Raw genomic sequence first — 19,573 nt, 5'->3', positions numbered from 1 at the left:
TTCCAAAGACGAGATGTTAAAATTCTCTTGGGAAATTTGATTTAAACGATATAAATTTTTGAGAAAGTGAAATGAAGCAAATTAATGTGGCAATTTGTGGTTTTGGACGGATTGGGCAACAAATTGCAGAGCTTCTTTTAAATCGATCGACCTACTATAAACAAAAATATCAAATTGATACCCGTTTAGTGGGTGTCTGCAACTCATCATCAGGCTTAATTGACCAAGATGGTTTACAGGCTTCAAAGTGGCTAGATAAAACACGATTTCAGGAAGGCCTAACAGAGCAAAAGTTTTTAGAACAGGTTCAAGCAGATGTCATTATTGAGACTGGACCAAGTGATTATGTGACAGGTGGGAAAGGCTTATTTTATTTAAATTATGCTTTAACACACAACATGAATGCGATTGCGGTATCTAAAGGTGCTTTAGTCGTAGATGGTAAAAAATTAGTTAACTTGGCACATCAGCACAATAAAAAACTATTTTTTAGCGGTGCGACAGCTGCTGCCTTACCAACTGTTGATTTGTTTGAATATAACTTATCTGGCTGCCAAATTTTAGAAATTGAAGGTGTCTTTACCGGAACCACGAATTTTATTTTGAATGATATGTTGCAACACGAATGTACATTTGCAGAATCTCTTGGAAAAGCTCAAGCAAAAGGAATTGCAGAACCTGACAGCTCTTTCGATGTAGATGGATGGGATACCGCTGCTAAAATTACGATATTGGCAAATACTGTTTTGGGAGCTGATGTAAAAATTCAAGATATTCCAAGACAAGGAATCAGTCATGTTACGGCTGAACATATTCGTGATTGGAAAAAAGAAAATCTAATTCCTCGTCTGGTGGGTTTTATTCATATTAAAAATCAGCAAATTCAAACAGGTGTTGAATTAAGGTTAGTCCCAGCAAATCATCCGTTTGCTCATTTGCAAGGTTCCAATAAATGCATTCGAGTGTTAACACAAGAAATGGGTGAACTTGTTGTAAGTGGAGGGGCATCTGCACCTTTAGCTACGGCAGCTGCAGCTTTAAAAGATTTCGAGTTGATGCTAAAAACGGGCTGCTAAAATTAATTATGATTTATAAAAAAGCAGGCTTTTATGCCTGCTTCTCACAATTTTTTTGACTGTTAAATAACTTTTTTCCAATTTCTAACTTACTAAACATTAAGTAGTTGCCGAGTAAGATTAATAAAATTCCAAATACAGCATTTAAAGTCCATACATATCCTTCAAAGAAAGTAGAAACTGTTAGAGCAACTAACGGGAAGAGCAATGTGCTATAGGCTGCTTTGGCTGCGCCAATTCGTCCAACAAGAGAAAAGTAAGCAGAGAACCCAATAACCGTACCAAATACAGCCAAGTAAAGTACCGAGCTTAAAAATGGGAAATTCATTGGAGGCATTAAATCTTGGCCAGTAAATAAAGCTAGACTTAACATTACCAGTGCGCCATACGTCATGGCATAACAGTTTGTTGAAAAGATATTTAGACCACGTTTTTGGTGTCTAACACTAATCATATTACCTAAAGAAAAACCGTAAGTGCCTACTGCACATAACCCAATACCCATTAATAACTGCGCATTAAACTGGCTATTAATGAGGTCATGCCAAAATAGTAAAACAATACCACCTAGGCCTAAAATTGCAGCTGGGGCAAAGTTTGGCGATGGTTTTTGCTTAAAAAAGATAAGTGCATTAATAGCATTAAAGAAAACAGCCATTGAAAAAATGACAGACTCTAAACCACTGTTTACATATTTAACTGCAGTATAAAAGCAAATAAAGTTTAGGCCGAAAACACAAAGGCCTTGCAGCATACAAAACAAGTGATCTTTTAAAGCAATTCGCTGTAATTTTCCTGAAAATAGTAAAACAACCCACAGTAATAAGGCTGAAATAGCAAAACGCCATAAAATTGCGACAACTGGTGTTGCATAATGGCTTTGAACGGCAATTCCAATCCATGTTGTTCCCCAAATCAACACCACCGCAACATAGAGTAAAATATTCATAACTTCATCCTCGATTACCAAGCTTAAGTATCTAGGAATGCTTCATTTTTCACGTATATATTCTTGTGTTTCACATGCAAGATCTTGCGTTTTTTTATATGACTGAACTAGCTGAATTTTGCTGAATATGGTTAACTTAAGCTCAATGATATTTGTTTTAATTTTGCATGGCCTATCAAACTTTAGAACAGCTACAGCAATCTAAAGCCAAGCTTCACGAAACTGTGGTGCTTGATGAGAATATGCAACTTGCATTTTGGTCTAATCAGCAAGATCGTGTAAGTGTCTGTAGCGATCACCACACTTTAAGTCTCTATATTCAAGATGGCTATGAAAGCTATCAAAAAACCCCTGCAGGCTGGAAAAACGGCGGTGGGCCGGGGCGTTTTTGCTTATTGCCTGAGCATCAGGAGTCGACTTGGGATATACGTGGTGGGCTTAAATTCGTTCACTTGTATTATACCGACCAACATTTGCGTGATGTTGCCGAAAAAATATGGGACAAAGAACCTAATCAAATTGAACTAAACGAAGTTGTTTTTAACGATGACGAAAAGATTCGAGCGCTTTATCAGTTTTTCTTGCTAGATTGTGATTGGAAAGATTCAGCAAACCATTTACAAATGAGTACAACTGCCAGTTTATTGCTGAACCATTTAATTCGAAGATATAGCAGTGTTCAATGGCAACAACCTACTATCAAGGGTGGGCTCGCTCCTCATAAACTCAAATATATTCAGGACTGGATTGAAGGGCATCTAGATCAAGCACTTACCTTGTCTGATTTGGCGAATGTTGTAAATTTAAGCGAATACCATTTTGCTCATATGTTTAAACAGTCCATGAATATGGCACCTCACCAATATGTCATGCAAAGACGCTTAACCAAGGCCAAAAGGCTAATTCAGTCATCTCAGCTTTCTTTGCAAGATATTGCCCTAGTATGTGGGTTTAGTTCAGCAAGCCATTTAAGTCATCGCTTTAAACAATTTTATGGCATAAGTCCTTCGCAGTTACGTTAAGTGTCTAATGTAATTGGTTTATCTTGAGCTGCATCAAACGCAGCTCTTGCCGCATCAATATCCGCAATATGCTGCTGAGCCCATTGGCCTAAAGCAATTACAGGTTCTGTAAGTGAATGGCCCAATGGAGTTAATTCATATTCAACATGAGGTGGAACTACAGGATAAACCGTACGTTTAACCAATCCATCTCTTTCTAAACCACGCAAACATAAGGTAAGCATACGCTGTGATATTCCATTGATACTTCTTTTAATTTCAGAAAAGCGATGAGAACGTGATGCAAGTGTCATTACAATGAGTATACTCCATTTCTCGCCAACTCTAGCCAATACTTGGCTGACTCTTTGGCAATCTGAACTTTGGATATCATGAGGTATAGTTACAGTCATATTACTTGGTTCCCTAAATGTGCCTTCTTGTGCATCAGAATAATAGTAGTAACATAATTAGTTCAAGTAACAATTTTATACTGTGAGTATAAACGATGAAACTACTTCAAATTGACACAAGTATTTTAGGTGAGCAGTCTGTTAGCCGCCAACTCACCTCATCTGTTATTGGAAAGCTCAGCGTAGCTTATCCTGATGCAAAAATTATTCATCACGATTTTGCTTTAGAACCAATTCCTCATTTATCTGATGCTGAGTTTTTGGCATGGCAAGGTGTTGAACCTAATAATGAAATAGCGCAGCAACATGTTGCACGAAACACCCAATATTTGGACGAGTTCTTATCGTCAGATATCGTTGTAATCGGCGCGCCAATGTATAACTTTAGCTTTCCATCACAGTTAAAAGCGTGGCTTGACCGACTATCTGTTGCTGGAAAAACATTCCGTTATACGGAAAACGGCCCTCAAGGTTTAGTAGAAGGTAAACGTGTCATTATTGCTTCTTCGCGTGGTGGTGTGTACTCAGAAGGTTCACCAGCCGAAGCTTTAGACTATCAAGAAACTTATATCAAAGCGTTTTTCAATTTTATTGGTGTGACTGATATTACTTTTGTGCGCGCGGAAGGGATCGCTTTCGGCCCAGAAGCACGTCAAGCTGCCTTAGATAATGCAGCAGCACAAATCGCACAATTAGCGGGTTAAAAATATAAACAGCCGAACAGAAAAGAAACTGTTCGGCCTTATTGATAAGATTTTCTGAATTTAAAAAATATTTAAATCAATAGTTAACTAAAAAAAGTGACAGCTAGTCCAACCAGCGCTGATGCAAAAATCACATATAACACGTTCACGTTAAAGCGGAATAAAGCAATAAATGCACCAACAGTAATGAAGGCTGCAACAATGTCAAAATGCCCTGAAAAGCCTTGTGGCCATAACACGTGATAACTAAAAAATAGTGCGAGATTTAAAATTACACCGACCACAGCCGCGGTAATTGCAGTGAGTGGCGCAGTAAATTTAATTTCATTATGTGTAGATTCAATAATAGGCGCACCCGCAAAAATAAATACAAATGAAAAGAGAAAGGTAAACCAAGTCACAATGACTGCACCAAGTGCTCCAGCAAAAAATAGATGCTCAGAGCCAAGTAATGAATGATTGACGCCTCCTAAAAAGCCAACAAAAGCCACTACCATAATCAGTGGACCCGGTGTAGTTTCACCTAAAGCTAAACCATCAATCATTTGTGTAGGTGAAAGCCATCCAAAATGATTTACAGCTCCTTGATAGACATAAGGTAAAACTGCATAGGCCCCACCAAAAGTGAGTAATGCAGCTTTAGTAAAAAACCACGCCATTTGAGTATAAGAATGATGCCATCCAAAATATGCGCCTAAAGCTAAAATTGGCAATAGCCATAAAGCGATTGCTACAAAAATAAGTTTAGCTAAACGCAACCAATGGAATTTAGCGTGCTCAGGTGTTGGAGTCTCATCATCAATAAATGCCGGACCATAATCTTTTTGACTGGCTTTATGTCCAGCCGCGGAGGAAAATAGTTCTGGGTACTTTTTACTCGCTAAATAGCCAGCAATACCAGCTGATAAAACGATAAGCGGGAAAGGAAGCTTTAAGACAAAGATGGCAAAGAACGCCGCAATCGCGACGATCCATAAAAACTTATTTTTAAGCGAACGACTACCTATACGGTACGTTGCATGGAAAACAATTGCGGTAACGGCAGGCTTGATTCCGTAGAAAATACCTGCAATAACGGGAACATCTCCAAATTTTATGTAAATCCAAGACAGTCCAATTAAAATAAATAAGGAGGGTAATACAAATAGAATACCTGCAACCAATCCTCCAGCAGTTCTATGCATAAGCCAACCAATGTAGGTTGCTAATTGCTGTGCTTCAGGACCAGGTAATAACATGCAGTAGTTCAGGGCATGCAAAAATCTTTTTTCGGATATCCAGCGTTTTTGCTCAACGAGTTCCTGATGCATCACAGCAATTTGTCCAGCTGGTCCCCCAAAGCTAATAAAGCCGAGCTTGAGCCAAAATAAAAAGGCTTGCCAGAAGGTGACTTGTACCACTGAATCATCAGGGGTATTTTGTTGTTTTTGTTGCATATTATCCCCTAAAAAATAATATTAATTTTTACGTTTATGGCATAACGGAGTATGTTTTATAGCATAACAAACACAAATGTATTTTTTATGATAAAAATTCAACTTTTATAGATAACTATTTATTAATTTATTGATATTAAATGAAATTATTTTTTTAACTAAAGTTATCGCTTTAAATTATTTCCAAAGCTGAAACATTTTAAACATTATTTGCTCAAGTTGTTATAACAGGTTGTGAGCCGTGAGCCAGCTACCCCAAGATCCCAAAAATCATAAGCCTCTTTACGATCAGTTAAGGGAACTCATCCTTAACAAAATTGTAAATGGTGAATATGCCGTGTTGAGTCAAATTCCATCTGAAAACGAGTTTGCTGAACAGTTCGGTGTAAGCCGAATCACAGTTCGCCAAGCACTCAACCAATTACAGTTGGAAGGCTATATTTTTAAGGTGCCGGGTAAAGGGACCTTTGTAAGTAAGCCAAAAACGTTCCAGAACATCTCAAGTTTGCAAGGTTTTGCAGAAGCAATGTCATCTGCTGGTCACGAAATTTTAAACCGTGTCATCTCCGCCGAGCTTAAGCAGGTCCCGATGCATGTTGTACCCAAATTAAAGTTACCAGTTAAAGCCAATGTGTATGAAATTCAACGTGTCCGTTTACTCAACCGTCAGCCAGTGTCGTATGAGTTGACTTATTTGCCTGAACATATTGGTTTGAAGCTTAAAGAGAAAGCGATTGATTTACGTACAACCGATATTTTCAAGGCATTAGAACAAGAGTGCGATATTCCTTTGGGACATGCGGATTTAAGCATTGATGCCACGGTAGCAGATGAAGAGTTAGCGGCTTTGTTGCAAGTCGAAATCGGAACTCCGGTATTACGGGTCGAACGTTTGACTCATGACGCAAATGGCCAACCAATTGACTATGAATATCTCTATTTCTCGGGCGATACCTTCCAGTACCGTTTACGTATTCATCGTTAATAACTCAAATAAAAATAAGGATTTTACAATGGAAACTAAATATCTTGAGTTCGATATTGTGGTGATTGGTGGTGGAACTGCTGGACCAATGGCTGCGATTAAAGCAAAACAAGAAAACCCGAATTTAAAAGTCTTGCTCATTGAAAAAGCGAATGTAAAACGCAGTGGGGCGATTTCAATGGGAATGGACGGGCTGAATAATGCTGTCATTCCGGGCTACGCAACACCTGAGCAATACACCAAAGAAATTACCATTGCTAATGATGGGGTAGTTAACCAAACCACTGTATATGCATATGCAAAGCATAGTTTCAAAACCATTCAACAGCTCGATCAATGGGGCATTAAGTTTGAAAAAGATGAGACTGGTGAATTTGCAGTAAAAAAAGTACATCACATGGGGGCATATGTTTTACCAATGCCCGAAGGTCATGACGTTAAAAAAGTTTTATATCGTCAATTAAAGCGTGCTCAAGTCAAAATTAATAATCGGATTGTCACCACGAAGCTTTTAAAAAATGAGCAAGGTGCAATCAATGGTGTACTTGGTTTTGACTGTCGTAGTGGTGACTTTTATGTCATTAAAACGAAAGCTGCCATTTTATGTTGTGGTGCGGCAGGGCGTTTAGGTTTGCCAGCTTCAGGCTACTTGATGGGCACTTATGAGAACCCAACCAATGCGGGTGACGGCTATGCAATGGCATATCATGCAGGTGCTGAACTTGCCAACTTAGAATGCTTCCAAATCAATCCACTGATTAAAGACTATAACGGCCCAGCTTGTGCCTATGTAACTGGTCCCCTAGGAGGTTATACGGCCAATAGTAAAGGTGAACGTTTCATTGAATGTGACTACTGGAGTGGTCAAATGATGTGGGAATTTTATCAAGAATTGGAAAGTGGTAATGGTCCTGTTTATTTAAAAGTAGATCATCTGGCCGAAGAAACCATTCAAACTATTGAAGAGATTCTACATACCAATGAGCGCCCAAGCCGTGGTCGTTTCCATGAGGGCCGAGGAACCAATTACCGTCAAGATATGGTGGAAATGCATATTTCAGAAATTGGTTTCTGTAGTGGACACAGTGCTTCTGGTGTATGGGTTAATGAAAAAGCTGAGACTTCGGTTAAAGGCTTATACAGTGCAGGTGATATGGCGGCTGTACCTCATAACTATATGCTTGGTGCATTTACCTACGGATGGTTTGCGGGTGTAAATGCTGCGCAATACGTAAATGCAATTGAAGATAGCGAATTAAACCAAAGCGAAATAGAAGCAGAAAAAGCTCGAATATTTGCGCCACTGGATTGCTCAGAAGGTTTACCTCCAGAACAAGTGGAATATAAGCTGCGCCGTTTTGTAAATGACTATTTGCAACCGCCTAAGACTCGCCAAAAAATGGAAATTGGGCTCAAACGTTTTGAAGAAATCAAACAGGATATTAAGCGAATCTCTGCAAGAAACCCGCATGAATTGATGCGTGCTGCTGAAGTTTCTTTTATTCGAGACTGCGCGGAAATGGCTGCTAGAGCCTCACTGTTTAGAGAAGAAAGCCGCTGGGGACTGTACCACTATAGAGCAGATTTCCCTCAAAAAAATAACTCGGATTGGTTCTGTCACGCTCATTTGAAAAAAGATGAACACGGCAACATGGTCAGTTTTAAAAAGCCAATCGAGCCTTATGTGGTTCCGATTAATCAAGATGAAGCTGTGTCGTATGACCGTTTACGCATTCAAAAAGATGTTGCTCTAGCAGACTAAATAAATCAGGAATTTAAATCATGGCTTTTATTTTTAAAGAAGTTCAACACCGTACTGTCGCACCCGTCATTATCGATGAAGATAAATGTATTGCTGATAAAGGATGCACAGTCTGTGTAGATGTTTGTCCAATGGACTTATTAGCAATCGATCCAATAACTCAAAAAGCTTTCATGCAGTTTGATGAATGTTGGTACTGCATGCCTTGTGAAAAAGACTGCCCAACAGATGCAGTCAAAGTAAATATCCCGTACCTACTCAAATAATTAATTTGGAATACGTAACATGAGACAAAATAAATTGATCAATAAAAAACTATTACTCAGTAGCTTAATTGGTGCCATTGTACTTGGCACTTTGGGGTGCAGTAGTAAAACAGAAACTGTTCGTGTAGCGATTGGCACACAAGACACGACTATTAACTGTGCAACAGGTGGGTTGCTCATTCGTGAATTGAATTTATTACCAAAATATTTGCCTAAAGATGGTAAATACAAACACGTTAAATATGATATTCAATGGAAAAACTTTACCTCTGGTGCACCACTTACCAGTGAGATGGTGGCTGGGCGTCTAGATTTGGGAGCAATGGCTGACTTTCCTGCTGTTAATAATTTAGCGGCATTAAAAAAAGCTGGAAAAGAAAGCATATTTTTAGCGCCATTGTCGGGCAGTATTAATGGTAGCGGTAATGCGATTGTTGTTCCAATTGACTCAAAAGTAACCTCGCTTAAAGAGCTAAAGGGGCAGACTATTTCCGTACCTTTTGCGTCAACTGCTCATGGCCTGTTGCTACGAGCCATTCAGGCAGAAGGCTGGCAACTTGATAAAGATATTAAAGTGATTGCTCAGGCGCCAGAAGTGGCGGGGCCTGCATTAAAAAGTCATAAGATTGCTGCGCATGCTGACTTCGTACCATTTGGAGAGTTATTTGCTTACCAAGGTTTTGCTAAAAAAATCTATGATGGTTCACAAGCAAAATCACCTACATTTCATGGTTCACTTGCCAGCAAGGATTATGCACAGCAGCATCCAGAAGTCATAAAAGCTTATTTACAGGCAACTATTGAAGCAAATCGTTTAATTCGCGAACAACCTGAAAAATATAGTGAATTTATTGCTGAAAAAACAGGTATTCCTGCCGAAGTGGTCTATCTGTTTCATGGTCCACTAGGTCTGCAAACTCGTGACTTAACTTGGAAACCTGAATATCGAAAAGCGACTCAAATTGCGATAGACACATTAAAAGTTTTAGGCAAAAACGACGGTACGCTTGATGTAAGTAAATTTATTGATGATCAATATATTAAGGATGCATTTCAGGCATCTGGACTTAATTACAGCCAGCAATTGGCTGACTATGCAAAATCACCTTTAGTTGCCAATGACGCTTTAACGGGACAACCCATCAAAACATTTGATAGGGTGACTCAAATTTGGGTAAAGGGTGAAGAAAAAGTGCGTAGCTATGAAACACCTGAGAATGCTTTTTCTGATTTAAAGAAAATTCAAGCCGCTGGAAAAACGGTGCGTGTGGTTTATAGCCAAGATCATCAGTCCGACATTAAGTTACTTGCCAATCTGGCATGGTATGCCACAGATAAAGCAGGACAAATTCAGGCCTTTTTATTAAAAGATGATGCTGAAAAATGGGCTAAACAACAGGGCGGAAAAGTATATGACTTTAAAGCTATTCAGCTTGTAACACAGAGCTGATGTGTTGTCTTACCTAATGAGCAGGAGGTGACGAATGAGTAGTTTAGTCCAAACAAAACCTAAAAACCAAAGTACATTTTTGATTAAATTTTTCCAACAATTGAGGTTATATCCGACGCATTTAAAAAACTACGCGATTGCTTTTATATCGATAGTTTTCTGGATAGTCATTTGGCAAGGCCTAGCTCAGTTTAAAATAAATTTAGGTATTGTGAACTTTAGCAATGTACCCACACCTTTAGATGTTATTCATGCACTGTGGACTTTCTTTCAACTCAGCACTGCATTTGAACATGTTGAATCTAGTGTCTTTCGCGTAGTAGTTGGTTTTGTATTGGCAGCTCTAATTGGTGTAGGTATTGGTTTGTTAGCAGGACGTTATCAAAAACTTGCTGCATTTCTAATGCCGCCATTAGAAGTACTACGTCCAATTCCAGCAGTTGCATGGATTCCTTTAGCGATTCTGATTTTTCCATCATCAGAAGCTTCCATGATTTTTATTACCTTTATTGGGGCTTTATTTCCCATTTTATTAAACACGGTACATGGCGTTGGTGCAGTTGACCCAAGACTCGTTGCATCTGCGAAAAGTCTAGGTGCTTCTGATCTCGCCATTATTCATGAAGTCATCATTCCGGGAGCATTACCGAACATCATTACCGGTTTATCTATTGGAATGGGTACTTGTTGGTTCTGTTTAGTGACTGCCGAAATGATTTCAGGCCAACACGGAATTGGATACTTCACATGGGAATCGTTCACCTTGCAAAACTATAGCAATATTGTGGTTGGCATGGTGTTGATCGGAGCTTTGGGTATGTTTAGCAGTACCTTGGTACGTGTGATTGGAAACCGATTTACCCCATGGTATCAACTAAGGAAGTCTTAAAATGTCAATTACACAAGGCCATGTGCGTATTCAAAATCTATCTCTACATTTAGGGCAAGCTAAAAATCGTTTTCAGGCATTAGATCGGGTTAATTTCGAAATACAACCGGGCGAGTTTATATGTCTACTTGGCCCGTCGGGTTGTGGTAAATCCACATTATTAGGCGCTTTAGCAGGACATTTACCGATTAGTTCTGGGACTTTAACGGTCGATAATGAATCTATACTTGAACCGCATCCAGACAGAGGTTTGGTATTCCAGCAACATACCTTATTTCCATGGAAAAGTGTGCTTGAAAATATTGCCTTTGGTTTAAAAATGAAAGGCATCGCCAAACAAAAGCGTATTGAACAAGCTAAGAAAATGATTGATCTGGTCGGGCTTAAAGGTTTTGAACATAAATTTCCAGCCGAACTCTCTGGAGGCATGCAGCAACGGGTTGAAATTGCGAGAGTACTGATTAATCAACCTCGCATTTTATTAATGGATGAGCCTTTTGGTGCGTTAGATGCGCAAACTCGTTTAAAAATGCAAATGCTATTACTCGAAATTTGGCAAGAAATTCAAACATCGGTTTTATTTATTACCCACGATATTGATGAGGCACTTTTTTTAGCTGATCGAGTGCTGATTATGAGCCATAGACCGGGGCGAATTATTGAAGAAATTCCGCTTAAGTTTGAACGCCCAAGAGACGTTGAGCTTGTAACAAGTAGTGAATTTACAGCCATTAAAAAACATTGCATCCAGACTTTAAAAGAAGCAACCCAACAAGAAGAGTTAAGCCGTTTAAATCCATTAGGGCTTGGAAAGAAATCACAAATTAAGGAATACGAATGAGTTTTTATTATCAAGCTTTAGATGACCTCGATGAATATAATCAGGAATTTCTTGCGCAGCTCAATCATGCAGATGAAAAGATCCGCTTTGTCGCTTTAATGAATATTGGTGATGAAGAAAATCCGGATTTACTTCCTTGGTTGCATACAGCACTGCAACACGACTCTTCAGCTTTAGTCCGTGAAGAGGCGGCAAAAAAACTAGAAAGTTGGGAAGATCCAACCAGTTTGCAAGTATTGGCACAAGCCTTATTTGATACTGATCTGAATGTAAAACAAGCTGCCAGCCAAAGCTTAAGTGAAGTAAAAAATGCGGCATCAGCCCAGATCCTTGCGCCTTATTTAAAGCATACGGATACTTTTGCTCTTAGTGCAATTTTACGTGCTTTAAGACCTTTACGACCACAGCAATTATTCACAGAGATATCTGCTTTGGTACATCATGAAGATGCTTTAGTGCGCCGTGAGGCAGTCAGTGCATTAAGTTGGTTACAACAAGACCAAGCGATTACGATATTGGCAAAAATTGCAGAAACAGATACAGATGATGAGGTTCGCCGCATTGCAACAGGTGGTTTGGCTTATAGCCAGAACATAAACGCTGATGTTATCCAAGCGCTTCAACATTCTTTAACCTCGGAAAGTTGGCAACTAAGAGTGGAAGCCGCACTTACGATTGGAAAATTACATATCATTCAGCTTGAAACTCTCTTAATTCATGCTTTATCTGACTTGTATTGGCAAGTACGTATTGCAGCAGTAAGGAGCTTGGGACTACTTAAATCACATCTGGCAGTTGCTCATTTGACTGATAACTTTAAACATGAAATTAGTAATTTACGTAAAGAAGTCGCTTTAGCACTCGGTGAAATTGGTACATCAGAAGCTCAGAAGCTATTGGAACAACATCAAAATGATCCAGATCCTGAAGTACGAAAAGCGATTCGTATTGGATTAAATCAAATTGGTGAGGTGAAATATGCAAATCAGACCTGATATCCGTGTCGACACTATAAATAAGCAGGTTCACTTTATATGGACCGATGGCTCAAGCGTATCTTTGAGCCATCAAAATTTAAGGGAAATTTGCCCATGTGGCTTTTGCCGAGCGAAGCGAATTAAGCAAATTAAAATTGAAGATCAAAATGTCGAAGTAACAGCTATGTTCGATCAAGGTTACGGTGCCCAAATTTGTTTTAGTGATGGGCATGATAAAGGGATTTTTCCGTGGGCTTTTTTAAAAGAATTTGCTAAGTGCTAAAAAATGCCTTCTGGTTGGGACAGAAGGCATCTGATTTAATTAATGATCATGTTCTAAATAATCTGGTTTTTTCGGAAGCGCAAGGCTACATAAGAAACAGATAATCAGCATGACAATGACATATATAAAGAAGGTATTTTCAATTCCGGCAGCTTTGAACTGTAAGGCAACTGAAGGTGCAGAACCACCAAACAGCGCATTACCTACCGCATAAGAAAATCCTACGCCTAAAGCTCGTACATGAGGTGGGAACATTTCAGCTTTTACCAAGCCACTGATAGATGTATAGAAACTGAGTAACATCATCATAAAAATAAGTAGCAAGGTAATAATGATCGGCGAATCAATATAGGCACGCATCCCGATCACCATGACTGGGTATATAAAAATCGCAGACAATAAGCTAAAGGCCAGCATTGAAGAGCGTCGCCCAATACGGTCGGAAATTGCACCAAATACAGGTTGAGCACACATATAGACAAATAGGGCGAAGGTCATGATATAACCAACGGTTTTTCCATCCATCCCTAAATTGGTTAAATAGGTTTTTGAATAAACAGTCTCTACATAAAACGTTAATGAACCAGCAGAAGTGTATCCAACCACCAATAAAAAGGTTTTCCAGTGCTTTTTAAAGAGTTCTCTTAAGCTACCAGACTCTTTTCGTTCGCTGTCTTGATGAGAAAGCGTTTCTTCTAAACGACTACGTGCAAGCAAAGATAAGATTGCTGCAATACCACCAATAACAAATGGAATACGCCATCCACCATCATGTAATTGTTGTTCACTTAAGAACGTTAATAAAATTACACCAAGTAAGCTTGCGAGTAACTGACCACCAGAAAGGGTGACATATTGGAAAGATGAGTAAAAACCACGTTGGCCTTTTAAACCCAATTCACTCATATATGTTGCTACTGCACCATATTCACCACCAACCGATAAGCCTTGAAGTAAGCGCACTACCAGTAAAAGAAAAGGGGCAAATAAGCCAACTTGGTCATAAGTAGGTAGGGCTGCAAATAGAAAAGAACTCAAAGCCATCAGACAAATTGAGATGACCATCGACTTTTTTCGACCATGCCGGTCTGCAATTCGTCCAAATACCCAACTACCAATAGGACGCATAAAAAAGCTTGCAGCGAATACGCCCCAAACATAGATAGATTTAGTCGTACTATCCATATCAGGTGCTGTTAATGCTTGAGTAAAGTAGGCAGCAAATACTGCATAGATATAAAAGTCGAACCATTCAACTAAATTACCAGAGGCTGCGCCTACAATCCCACGTATTCTGCTACGTTTTTCTTCCTGAGTGTATGTCATATTTCTTCCATCATTTTGCAGACAAAAATGAGGAATTTTTAGATATGCTGGATAGAAAATAGAATGAAACTTTAAATATCACTCAATCCTGAGCACTTCCTTAAATTCCTAACCATTCATTTTTTCTAATTTTAAAATTCGTTTCTAGTAAGATTACGTCCTTTTGTTCGATTTAAAGATAATTTTACCAATGATCGAACACTTCCTTTCATTTAACTTAATAATTAATTCTATTTAAAATCAGTGAGCTAATTTACAACGGTACTTTTCTATTTTATTTCTCCTTTTAAGTTTCATTTCGAGCTTAAGTTTATTTTGAATATTTGGTAATACTTAAAAAGTTATAGCGTCAATTCCTAATAAAATAAATGAAATTTATATAATGATAAGTTTATAAAATTTGTGTCAAATACACTTAATCGAAAAAGTACAGAATGTATTGTTTCTCAATATATGTAGCTGTATTCTTGCGTGGCTAAAAATAGACTCCGCACTCATTTCTAGCGCTTTAGAATTATGCACGGTATGGCAGGTAGTTATTCAATGGAAAGACGTTCGATAAATCTTCACTTCATGACATGCTCTAAAACAGCATTGGCTTCATCTATTGCACTCATAACATCTGTCGTCTATGCAAATGAAGCGGAGGTTTCGCAGCTCCCAACTATTACTGTGAATGCTACACAAAATAATGATGCACTATATACGTCTAAAAAAGTTAATTTATCTGGTTTTCAAACTAGTGATGTAAAGAAAGCTCCTGCATCTATTACAACTATTACATCTGAGCGCATAGCAGACCAACACGCAAAAACTTTAACTGATGTTATTAAAAACGATTCTTCTTTAGGGGATGGCTATGCTGCAATTGGCTACTATCCAAATTTTGTAGCACGTGGTTTTGCGCTTGATTTAGGCTCAAGTTATCTCATTAATGGCCATACTATACGTGGCGAACAAAACGTGGCTTTAGAAAATAAAGAACAAGTTGAAATCTTAAAAGGCATTTCTGCAATTCAATCTGGAATGTCGACGCCGGGTGGTGTGGTTAACTATGTAACCAAAAGACCAGCCGATGTTAAAAACATTACTGTAGATGCAAATTCAGAAGGTGGCTATACGCTGGCAACAGATGTTGGCGGCTTTGTTAATAATAGTTTTGGTTATCGAATCAATTTAGCCCATGAAAGCATCCATCCAAATGTTGATCATGCAAATGGTAAACGAGAGTTTGGTTCAGTTGCTTTAGACTGGAAAATTAATGATCGTTCTAAATTATTGTTTGATATTGAAGCTCAGCATCAAAGTCAACGTTCAGTACCAGGTTATCAACTGCTTGATGGGCAAGAAGTACCAACAAATGTAGATCAAGACCGTTTATTGGGTTATCAGTCTTGGAGTAAACCTGTTGTAAATAACAGTGTAAATGCAAGTTTGAAATATCAATATGCATTTAATGATCAATGGAATGCTAGCTTAAGTGCATCGCAAAGCCGTGTTGTGATTGATGATTATATTGTGTTTCCTTATGGAAGTTATTATTCATCGGGTAATCCACTTGCAGTATTTGACAAAGATGGAAACTATGATCTTTATGACTATCGTAGCCCAGATGACACACGTATAACTAATCAGTTTTCTGCTGGGTTAGAGGGTCAATTCAATACTGGCAATATTGAGCATCAGGTAGCTTTTGAATTGCAAAATACACGTAAAAACCTGAAGCGTTATGATCCGAGTAATCAACTTATTGAGAATGAAATTGGCAATATTTATACTGATTCATCAGATTTTAAAATGCCACCTGAAAAATTAGGCAATCGCTTTAAAGCTCTAGAAAGCGATCAGACTGCTTTTACTATATCTGACCGAGTTCAGTTTAACGATCAATGGTCAACTTTATTGGGTGGAAAACTTATTCATCTTGACGAACAAGCCTATAAGCCAGATGGCCAGCAAAGTCGTGATACCGACTTAAACAAGTTCTTACCACAATTAGCGCTTATGTATAGCCCAACTGCTAAGACTAATCTTTATGCTTCATATGCTAAAGGTTTATCAGATGGTGGCGAAGCTCCTTGGTTTGCTAATAATGCTCTAGAAGTTCTATCACCGAAAAATTCTGAACAATATGAACTTGGTGTTAAGCAACAAATACGAAACTTCTTATTAACAGCAGCTATTTTTGATTTAAAACAAGACAATCAATATAGCAAAGTAAATGCAGAAGGAACTTTCGATTTTGTTTCACAAGGTGAACAACACAATAAAGGTATTGAATTAGGTTTAACAGGTGCTTTAACTGATACACTCGATGTAAGTTCAGGTATTACCTATACCAAATCTCGTCTAGTTGATATTGATAATGACAGCTACAAAGGTCATCAAACTCAAAATGTACCGAAAGTACGCGCAACTGCACAGTTATCTTATAAAGTTCCGTCAGTTGAAGGGTTAAGATTACTTAGTGGTATGCAATACAGTAGCAGTAAATATGCAAACAAAGAGGGAACTGCAAAAGTAGGCGGTTACAGCGTTTTTAATATTGGTGCGGCCTATAAAACAAATTTTGCTGGGCATGACACAACTTTTAGATTCAATATTGATAACTTGTTTAATAAGAAATATTGGCGTGATGTAGGGGCATTTATGGGTGATGACTATTTATTCTTAGGTAATCCACGTACAGCCCAGTTCTCTACAACTTTCAGTTTTTAAAATATAGAACAAATAAAAAAGGAGCTTATAAAAGCTCCTTTTTTATTTTCAGGAATTAAGCCGACATTTTTGGTTTAACCATATTATTAATCGACAAGATATCATCAAGCACTTGTGCCGATAATAAACCTTCATTTTGAACTAAAGCCAATACGCTTTGTCCAGTTTCGTTTGCAGTTTTAGCAATACGAGTTGTAGTTTCATAACCTAGATATGGGTTAAGTGCAGTCACAATACCAATTGAGTTTTCAACCAAAGCTTTACAATGCTCAGGGTTCGCCGTAATTGTATCAATACACTTACTTTGGAACATTGCCATTGCCTTACCAAGCAAATCCATAGATTCAAACAGTTTGAATGCAATAAGTGGTTCCATTGCATTTAACTGTAATTGGCCCGCTTCAGCAGCTAAAGTTACAGCCAAGTCATTTGCAATGATCTGGAAACAAGCAAGGTTCATCGCTTCAGGAATAACTGGGTTTACTTTACCCGGCATGATCGAGCTACCCGGTTGGCGAGCTTCTAAATTAATTTCATTAATGCCAGTACGTGGACCACTTGAAAGTAAACGTAAGTCATTGGCAATTTTTGAAAGTTTAGTTGCGGTACGCTTTAATAAACCAGATAAAAGAACAAAGTCACCCATATCTGAAGTTGCTTCGATTAGATCAGGAGCAGACTTAATTTTCTTACCAGAAATTTTTGCAAGTGCTTGAATAGCAAGTTCACGGTAACTATATTCAGTAGTAATTCCCGTACCAATCGCCGTACCACCAAGGTTCATATAGGCTAAAACATTTGGAATAAGCGTATTAATTTGTTCAAGGTCTTTTTGTAAAGTTACTGCAAAAGCACCAAACTCTTGACCTAATGTCATTGGCACAGCATCTTGTAACTGTGTACGGCCCATTTTCAGGATGTGAGCAAACTCTTGAGATTTATTGCGGAAACTTAAAATTAAATTGTTAAAAGGAAGATTTAGTTCATCTAAGCTTAATAACAAACCTAAGCGAATCGCAGTAGGGTACACGTCATTTGTTGACTGTGACATGTTAATGTCATTATTAGGATGCAAATATTGATATTGGCCTTTTGCATGTCCCATATATTCTAAAGCGACGTTTGCTAATACTTCATTTGCGTTCATATTGGTTGAAGTACCAGCACCGCCTTGCATCATATCTATCGGAAACTGATCATGAAAATTACCGCGAATCAGCTGATTACAGCTGTATTCAATTGCTTCAAATTTAGTCTGATCTAAGCTTTTAAGATTATAGTTCGCTTCAGCGCAAGCAAGCTTTACCATTGCTAAAGCTTTAATAAGGTGAGGGAAATTTCCGACCTTGCTTTGAGTTAAATTAAAGTTTTCTAGAGCACGTAATGTTTGAACTCCGTAGTAGTCGTTATTATTGATCTCTCTATAACCAATAAGATCCTTCTCAATACGGGTGGTAATTTCAGCGTTCATCATTAAACTTCGAATTAGTAAAGAAGATAATTCATATTAGATTTCGAAATGCTTCACTTCTAATGCATTTATCAAGTTGATTATGCATTTTTTGCATATCAATTTTTTAATTTTATAGTCAACTAAATAGGAGAGCTCATTTTCAACTATTAATTTAACTTTATAAATTAACAACTTAAGATTGATATGAAGTTGATTTCAAAATTTGCTTGATACAATGAATGGTCATCTAATTTTTGAAAGAAACCCATTGTAAAAATTAAGACTAGTTAATTTAAGTGAAATATCAACTTAATTATCTTTATTATTAGCTTTTAAAGTGAAGCTTATCTAACAAATTCATATAAAAATGTGATGCATTTCACATAAAAAACACTATAATACGAAAAAATCTTAGTTTTAAGTTTATGTTAAAAGTCACAGCCGCATTAATTATTTTGGGAAGTTTTACATACTATGTGCTTTTCCACGGTGAAGAGAAAAGTGAGTCTAAAACTTCTCGTCTGCTTAAAGAAGCAGAGCAATCAATCGCTTCTGCTGAAACCTCAGTAAACAAAGCTAATAGTATTGTGCCCATATCTTACAAGTAGCCTCAGTTCTTAGGTTAACCATTCCATATTATCCATCAAAATATTGTTTTATCTAGATTTTCTTAAAATTTGGGTAAAAGACTGTATGTATAGAGACAAAATTCATGAGAATGAAGTTTATCGCCTATGATCCCAATTCTGGGGAAAAATTAAGCTTAAAAGAGCATATCCACCATATGGATAAATACACCACTTATATCTTTTTTAGTGATGAAAACGACAATATGGTGTTCAATCCCCAGAAAAAGCAAGTTTTTGAAATTACTCAATATACTTCTAATATGATGGTTGAAATTTCAAGAAAGTTATATTACCTCATTGGTGAATATTAGAAATTCGGTTTTTATTCAATCTTAAGTTAAATACTTTAGTAGAATAGTCAGGTTTTATGGACTGAGCTATACTACAAGCATATCTTCTGATTTAAATGAATTTA

19 protein-coding genes are annotated in these 19,573 nt (G+C 37.7%); 14 read left to right on the top strand and 5 right to left on the bottom strand.

The window, feature by feature from the left end:
- Window positions 1–71 precede the first annotated feature (71 nt).
- Complete coding sequence (locus tag RMB06_RS13565; RefSeq protein WP_311079920.1) at window positions 72–1,076, top strand: homoserine dehydrogenase; 1,005 nt, start codon at window positions 72–74, stop codon at window positions 1,074–1,076.
- A gap of 31 nt (window positions 1,077–1,107) precedes the next feature.
- On the opposite strand, the gene RMB06_RS13560 is transcribed toward RMB06_RS13565, so the two are convergent.
- Complete coding sequence (locus tag RMB06_RS13560; protein ID WP_311079918.1) at window positions 1,108–2,025, bottom strand: DMT family transporter; 918 nt, start codon at window positions 2,023–2,025, stop codon at window positions 1,108–1,110.
- 167 nt (window positions 2,026–2,192) lie between these two features.
- Here RMB06_RS13560 and RMB06_RS13555 point away from each other — a divergent pair, with 167 nt between their 5' ends.
- Complete coding sequence (locus RMB06_RS13555; RefSeq protein ID WP_311079917.1) at window positions 2,193–3,047, top strand: helix-turn-helix domain-containing protein; 855 nt, start codon at window positions 2,193–2,195, stop codon at window positions 3,045–3,047.
- On the opposite strand, the gene RMB06_RS13550 is transcribed toward RMB06_RS13555, so the two are convergent.
- On the bottom strand, window positions 3,044–3,439 hold the full coding sequence (locus RMB06_RS13550) for a helix-turn-helix domain-containing protein (protein ID WP_005069321.1): 396 nt from the start codon (window positions 3,437–3,439) through the stop codon (window positions 3,044–3,046). The two genes, RMB06_RS13555 and RMB06_RS13550, sit on opposite strands and share 4 nt — an antisense overlap.
- A gap of 95 nt (window positions 3,440–3,534) precedes the next feature.
- Between RMB06_RS13550 and RMB06_RS13545 the strand changes: the two genes are divergently transcribed.
- Entirely contained in the window at window positions 3,535–4,143 is a 609-nt protein-coding gene (locus RMB06_RS13545; RefSeq protein WP_311079914.1) for an NAD(P)H-dependent oxidoreductase, read from the top strand.
- A gap of 83 nt (window positions 4,144–4,226) precedes the next feature.
- Here the strand turns inward: RMB06_RS13545 and chrA are convergent, their stop codons facing one another.
- Window positions 4,227–5,579 (bottom strand): chromate efflux transporter, encoded by a 1,353-nt coding sequence (gene chrA / locus RMB06_RS13540; protein WP_311079912.1) that lies wholly within the window; start codon window positions 5,577–5,579, stop codon window positions 4,227–4,229.
- A 241-nt stretch (window positions 5,580–5,820) separates the two neighbouring features.
- Between chrA and RMB06_RS13535 the strand changes: the two genes are divergently transcribed.
- From RMB06_RS13535 to RMB06_RS13500, 8 genes are read left to right on the top strand one after another with little or no spacing between them, the layout of a single operon-like run.
- A complete protein-coding gene (locus RMB06_RS13535) occupies window positions 5,821–6,564 on the top strand; it encodes a GntR family transcriptional regulator (RefSeq protein WP_000080819.1) in 744 nt (247 codons plus the stop codon).
- Window positions 6,565–6,592: 28 nt separating this feature from the next.
- Complete coding sequence (locus RMB06_RS13530; protein WP_017816470.1) at window positions 6,593–8,326, top strand: fumarate reductase/succinate dehydrogenase flavoprotein subunit; 1,734 nt, start codon at window positions 6,593–6,595, stop codon at window positions 8,324–8,326.
- A gap of 20 nt (window positions 8,327–8,346) precedes the next feature.
- The gene (locus RMB06_RS13525; RefSeq protein ID WP_002049790.1) at window positions 8,347–8,592 is read left to right on the top strand and encodes a ferredoxin family protein; all 246 of its coding nucleotides are present in this window, start codon (window positions 8,347–8,349) and stop codon (window positions 8,590–8,592) included.
- Window positions 8,593–8,611: 19 nt separating this feature from the next.
- Window positions 8,612–10,042: an ABC transporter substrate-binding protein gene (locus tag RMB06_RS13520; protein WP_311079907.1), complete on the top strand. Its 1,431-nt coding sequence runs from the start codon at window positions 8,612–8,614 to the stop codon at window positions 10,040–10,042.
- Between the two features lie 34 nt (window positions 10,043–10,076).
- Window positions 10,077–10,931 (top strand): ABC transporter permease, encoded by an 855-nt coding sequence (locus RMB06_RS13515; RefSeq protein WP_130120613.1) that lies wholly within the window; start codon window positions 10,077–10,079, stop codon window positions 10,929–10,931.
- Window position 10,932: 1 nt separating this feature from the next.
- Window positions 10,933–11,772, top strand: coding sequence for an ABC transporter ATP-binding protein (locus RMB06_RS13510; protein WP_005305043.1), 840 nt, complete (start codon window positions 10,933–10,935; stop codon window positions 11,770–11,772).
- Window positions 11,769–12,767 carry a HEAT repeat domain-containing protein gene (locus RMB06_RS13505; protein WP_311079903.1) on the top strand — a complete coding sequence of 333 codons (999 nt, stop codon included), beginning with the start codon at window positions 11,769–11,771 and terminating at the stop codon, window positions 12,765–12,767. The genes RMB06_RS13510 and RMB06_RS13505 overlap by 4 nt, the downstream gene beginning before the upstream one ends.
- Window positions 12,751–13,032, top strand: coding sequence for a gamma-butyrobetaine hydroxylase-like domain-containing protein (locus RMB06_RS13500; protein ID WP_039761491.1), 282 nt, complete (start codon window positions 12,751–12,753; stop codon window positions 13,030–13,032). The genes RMB06_RS13505 and RMB06_RS13500 overlap by 17 nt, the downstream gene beginning before the upstream one ends.
- 39 nt (window positions 13,033–13,071) lie before the next feature.
- Here RMB06_RS13500 and RMB06_RS13495 read toward each other — a convergent pair whose 3' ends face one another.
- Window positions 13,072–14,358: an MFS transporter gene (locus RMB06_RS13495; protein WP_017481182.1), complete on the bottom strand. Its 1,287-nt coding sequence runs from the start codon at window positions 14,356–14,358 to the stop codon at window positions 13,072–13,074.
- A 516-nt stretch (window positions 14,359–14,874) separates the two neighbouring features.
- Between RMB06_RS13495 and RMB06_RS13490 the strand changes: the two genes are divergently transcribed.
- Complete coding sequence (locus RMB06_RS13490) at window positions 14,875–17,076, top strand: TonB-dependent siderophore receptor (protein ID WP_311079900.1); 2,202 nt, start codon at window positions 14,875–14,877, stop codon at window positions 17,074–17,076.
- Window positions 17,077–17,131: 55 nt separating this feature from the next.
- Here RMB06_RS13490 and RMB06_RS13485 read toward each other — a convergent pair whose 3' ends face one another.
- Window positions 17,132–18,550 carry an aspartate ammonia-lyase gene (locus tag RMB06_RS13485; RefSeq protein WP_017399577.1) on the bottom strand — a complete coding sequence of 473 codons (1,419 nt, stop codon included), beginning with the start codon at window positions 18,548–18,550 and terminating at the stop codon, window positions 17,132–17,134.
- 404 nt (window positions 18,551–18,954) lie between these two features.
- Between RMB06_RS13485 and RMB06_RS13480 the strand changes: the two genes are divergently transcribed.
- Window positions 18,955–19,137, top strand: a complete 183-nt coding sequence (locus tag RMB06_RS13480; RefSeq protein WP_002113649.1) for a hypothetical protein — start codon at window positions 18,955–18,957, stop codon at window positions 19,135–19,137.
- Window positions 19,138–19,247: 110 nt separating this feature from the next.
- Complete coding sequence (locus RMB06_RS13475) at window positions 19,248–19,469, top strand: hypothetical protein (RefSeq protein ID WP_014206692.1); 222 nt, start codon at window positions 19,248–19,250, stop codon at window positions 19,467–19,469.
- Window positions 19,470–19,573: the final 104 nt, after the last annotated feature.

Source organism: Acinetobacter sp. V104_13 (assembly GCF_031798995.1).
Taxonomy (GTDB): Bacteria; Pseudomonadota; Gammaproteobacteria; order Pseudomonadales; family Moraxellaceae; genus Acinetobacter; species Acinetobacter pittii.
The sequence above is the reverse complement of the archived record's forward strand: the minus strand, read 5'-3'. Positions and strand labels throughout refer to the sequence as shown.

What these genes read in the sequence shown, in the direction of transcription:
- RMB06_RS13565 (WP_311079920.1), top strand. Translation starts at nt 72, where the DNA reads ATGAAGCAAATTAATGTGGCAATTTGTGGTTTTGGACGGATTGGGCAA.
- RMB06_RS13560 (WP_311079918.1), bottom strand. Translation starts at nt 2,025, where the DNA reads ATGAATATTTTACTCTATGTTGCGGTGGTGTTGATTTGGGGAACAACA.
- RMB06_RS13555 (WP_311079917.1), top strand. Translation starts at nt 2,193, where the DNA reads ATGGCCTATCAAACTTTAGAACAGCTACAGCAATCTAAAGCCAAGCTT.
- RMB06_RS13550 (WP_005069321.1), bottom strand. Translation starts at nt 3,439, where the DNA reads ATGACTGTAACTATACCTCATGATATCCAAAGTTCAGATTGCCAAAGA.
- RMB06_RS13545 (WP_311079914.1), top strand. Translation starts at nt 3,535, where the DNA reads ATGAAACTACTTCAAATTGACACAAGTATTTTAGGTGAGCAGTCTGTT.
- chrA (WP_311079912.1), bottom strand. Translation starts at nt 5,579, where the DNA reads ATGCAACAAAAACAACAAAATACCCCTGATGATTCAGTGGTACAAGTC.
- RMB06_RS13530 (WP_017816470.1), top strand. Translation starts at nt 6,593, where the DNA reads ATGGAAACTAAATATCTTGAGTTCGATATTGTGGTGATTGGTGGTGGA.
- RMB06_RS13525 (WP_002049790.1), top strand. Translation starts at nt 8,347, where the DNA reads ATGGCTTTTATTTTTAAAGAAGTTCAACACCGTACTGTCGCACCCGTC.
- RMB06_RS13520 (WP_311079907.1), top strand. Translation starts at nt 8,612, where the DNA reads ATGAGACAAAATAAATTGATCAATAAAAAACTATTACTCAGTAGCTTA.
- RMB06_RS13515 (WP_130120613.1), top strand. Translation starts at nt 10,077, where the DNA reads ATGAGTAGTTTAGTCCAAACAAAACCTAAAAACCAAAGTACATTTTTG.
- RMB06_RS13510 (WP_005305043.1), top strand. Translation starts at nt 10,933, where the DNA reads ATGTCAATTACACAAGGCCATGTGCGTATTCAAAATCTATCTCTACAT.
- RMB06_RS13505 (WP_311079903.1), top strand. Translation starts at nt 11,769, where the DNA reads ATGAGTTTTTATTATCAAGCTTTAGATGACCTCGATGAATATAATCAG.
- RMB06_RS13500 (WP_039761491.1), top strand. Translation starts at nt 12,751, where the DNA reads ATGCAAATCAGACCTGATATCCGTGTCGACACTATAAATAAGCAGGTT.
- RMB06_RS13495 (WP_017481182.1), bottom strand. Translation starts at nt 14,358, where the DNA reads ATGACATACACTCAGGAAGAAAAACGTAGCAGAATACGTGGGATTGTA.
- RMB06_RS13490 (WP_311079900.1), top strand. Translation starts at nt 14,875, where the DNA reads ATGCACGGTATGGCAGGTAGTTATTCAATGGAAAGACGTTCGATAAAT.
- RMB06_RS13485 (WP_017399577.1), bottom strand. Translation starts at nt 18,550, where the DNA reads ATGATGAACGCTGAAATTACCACCCGTATTGAGAAGGATCTTATTGGT.
- RMB06_RS13480 (WP_002113649.1), top strand. Translation starts at nt 18,955, where the DNA reads ATGTTAAAAGTCACAGCCGCATTAATTATTTTGGGAAGTTTTACATAC.
- RMB06_RS13475 (WP_014206692.1), top strand. Translation starts at nt 19,248, where the DNA reads ATGAAGTTTATCGCCTATGATCCCAATTCTGGGGAAAAATTAAGCTTA.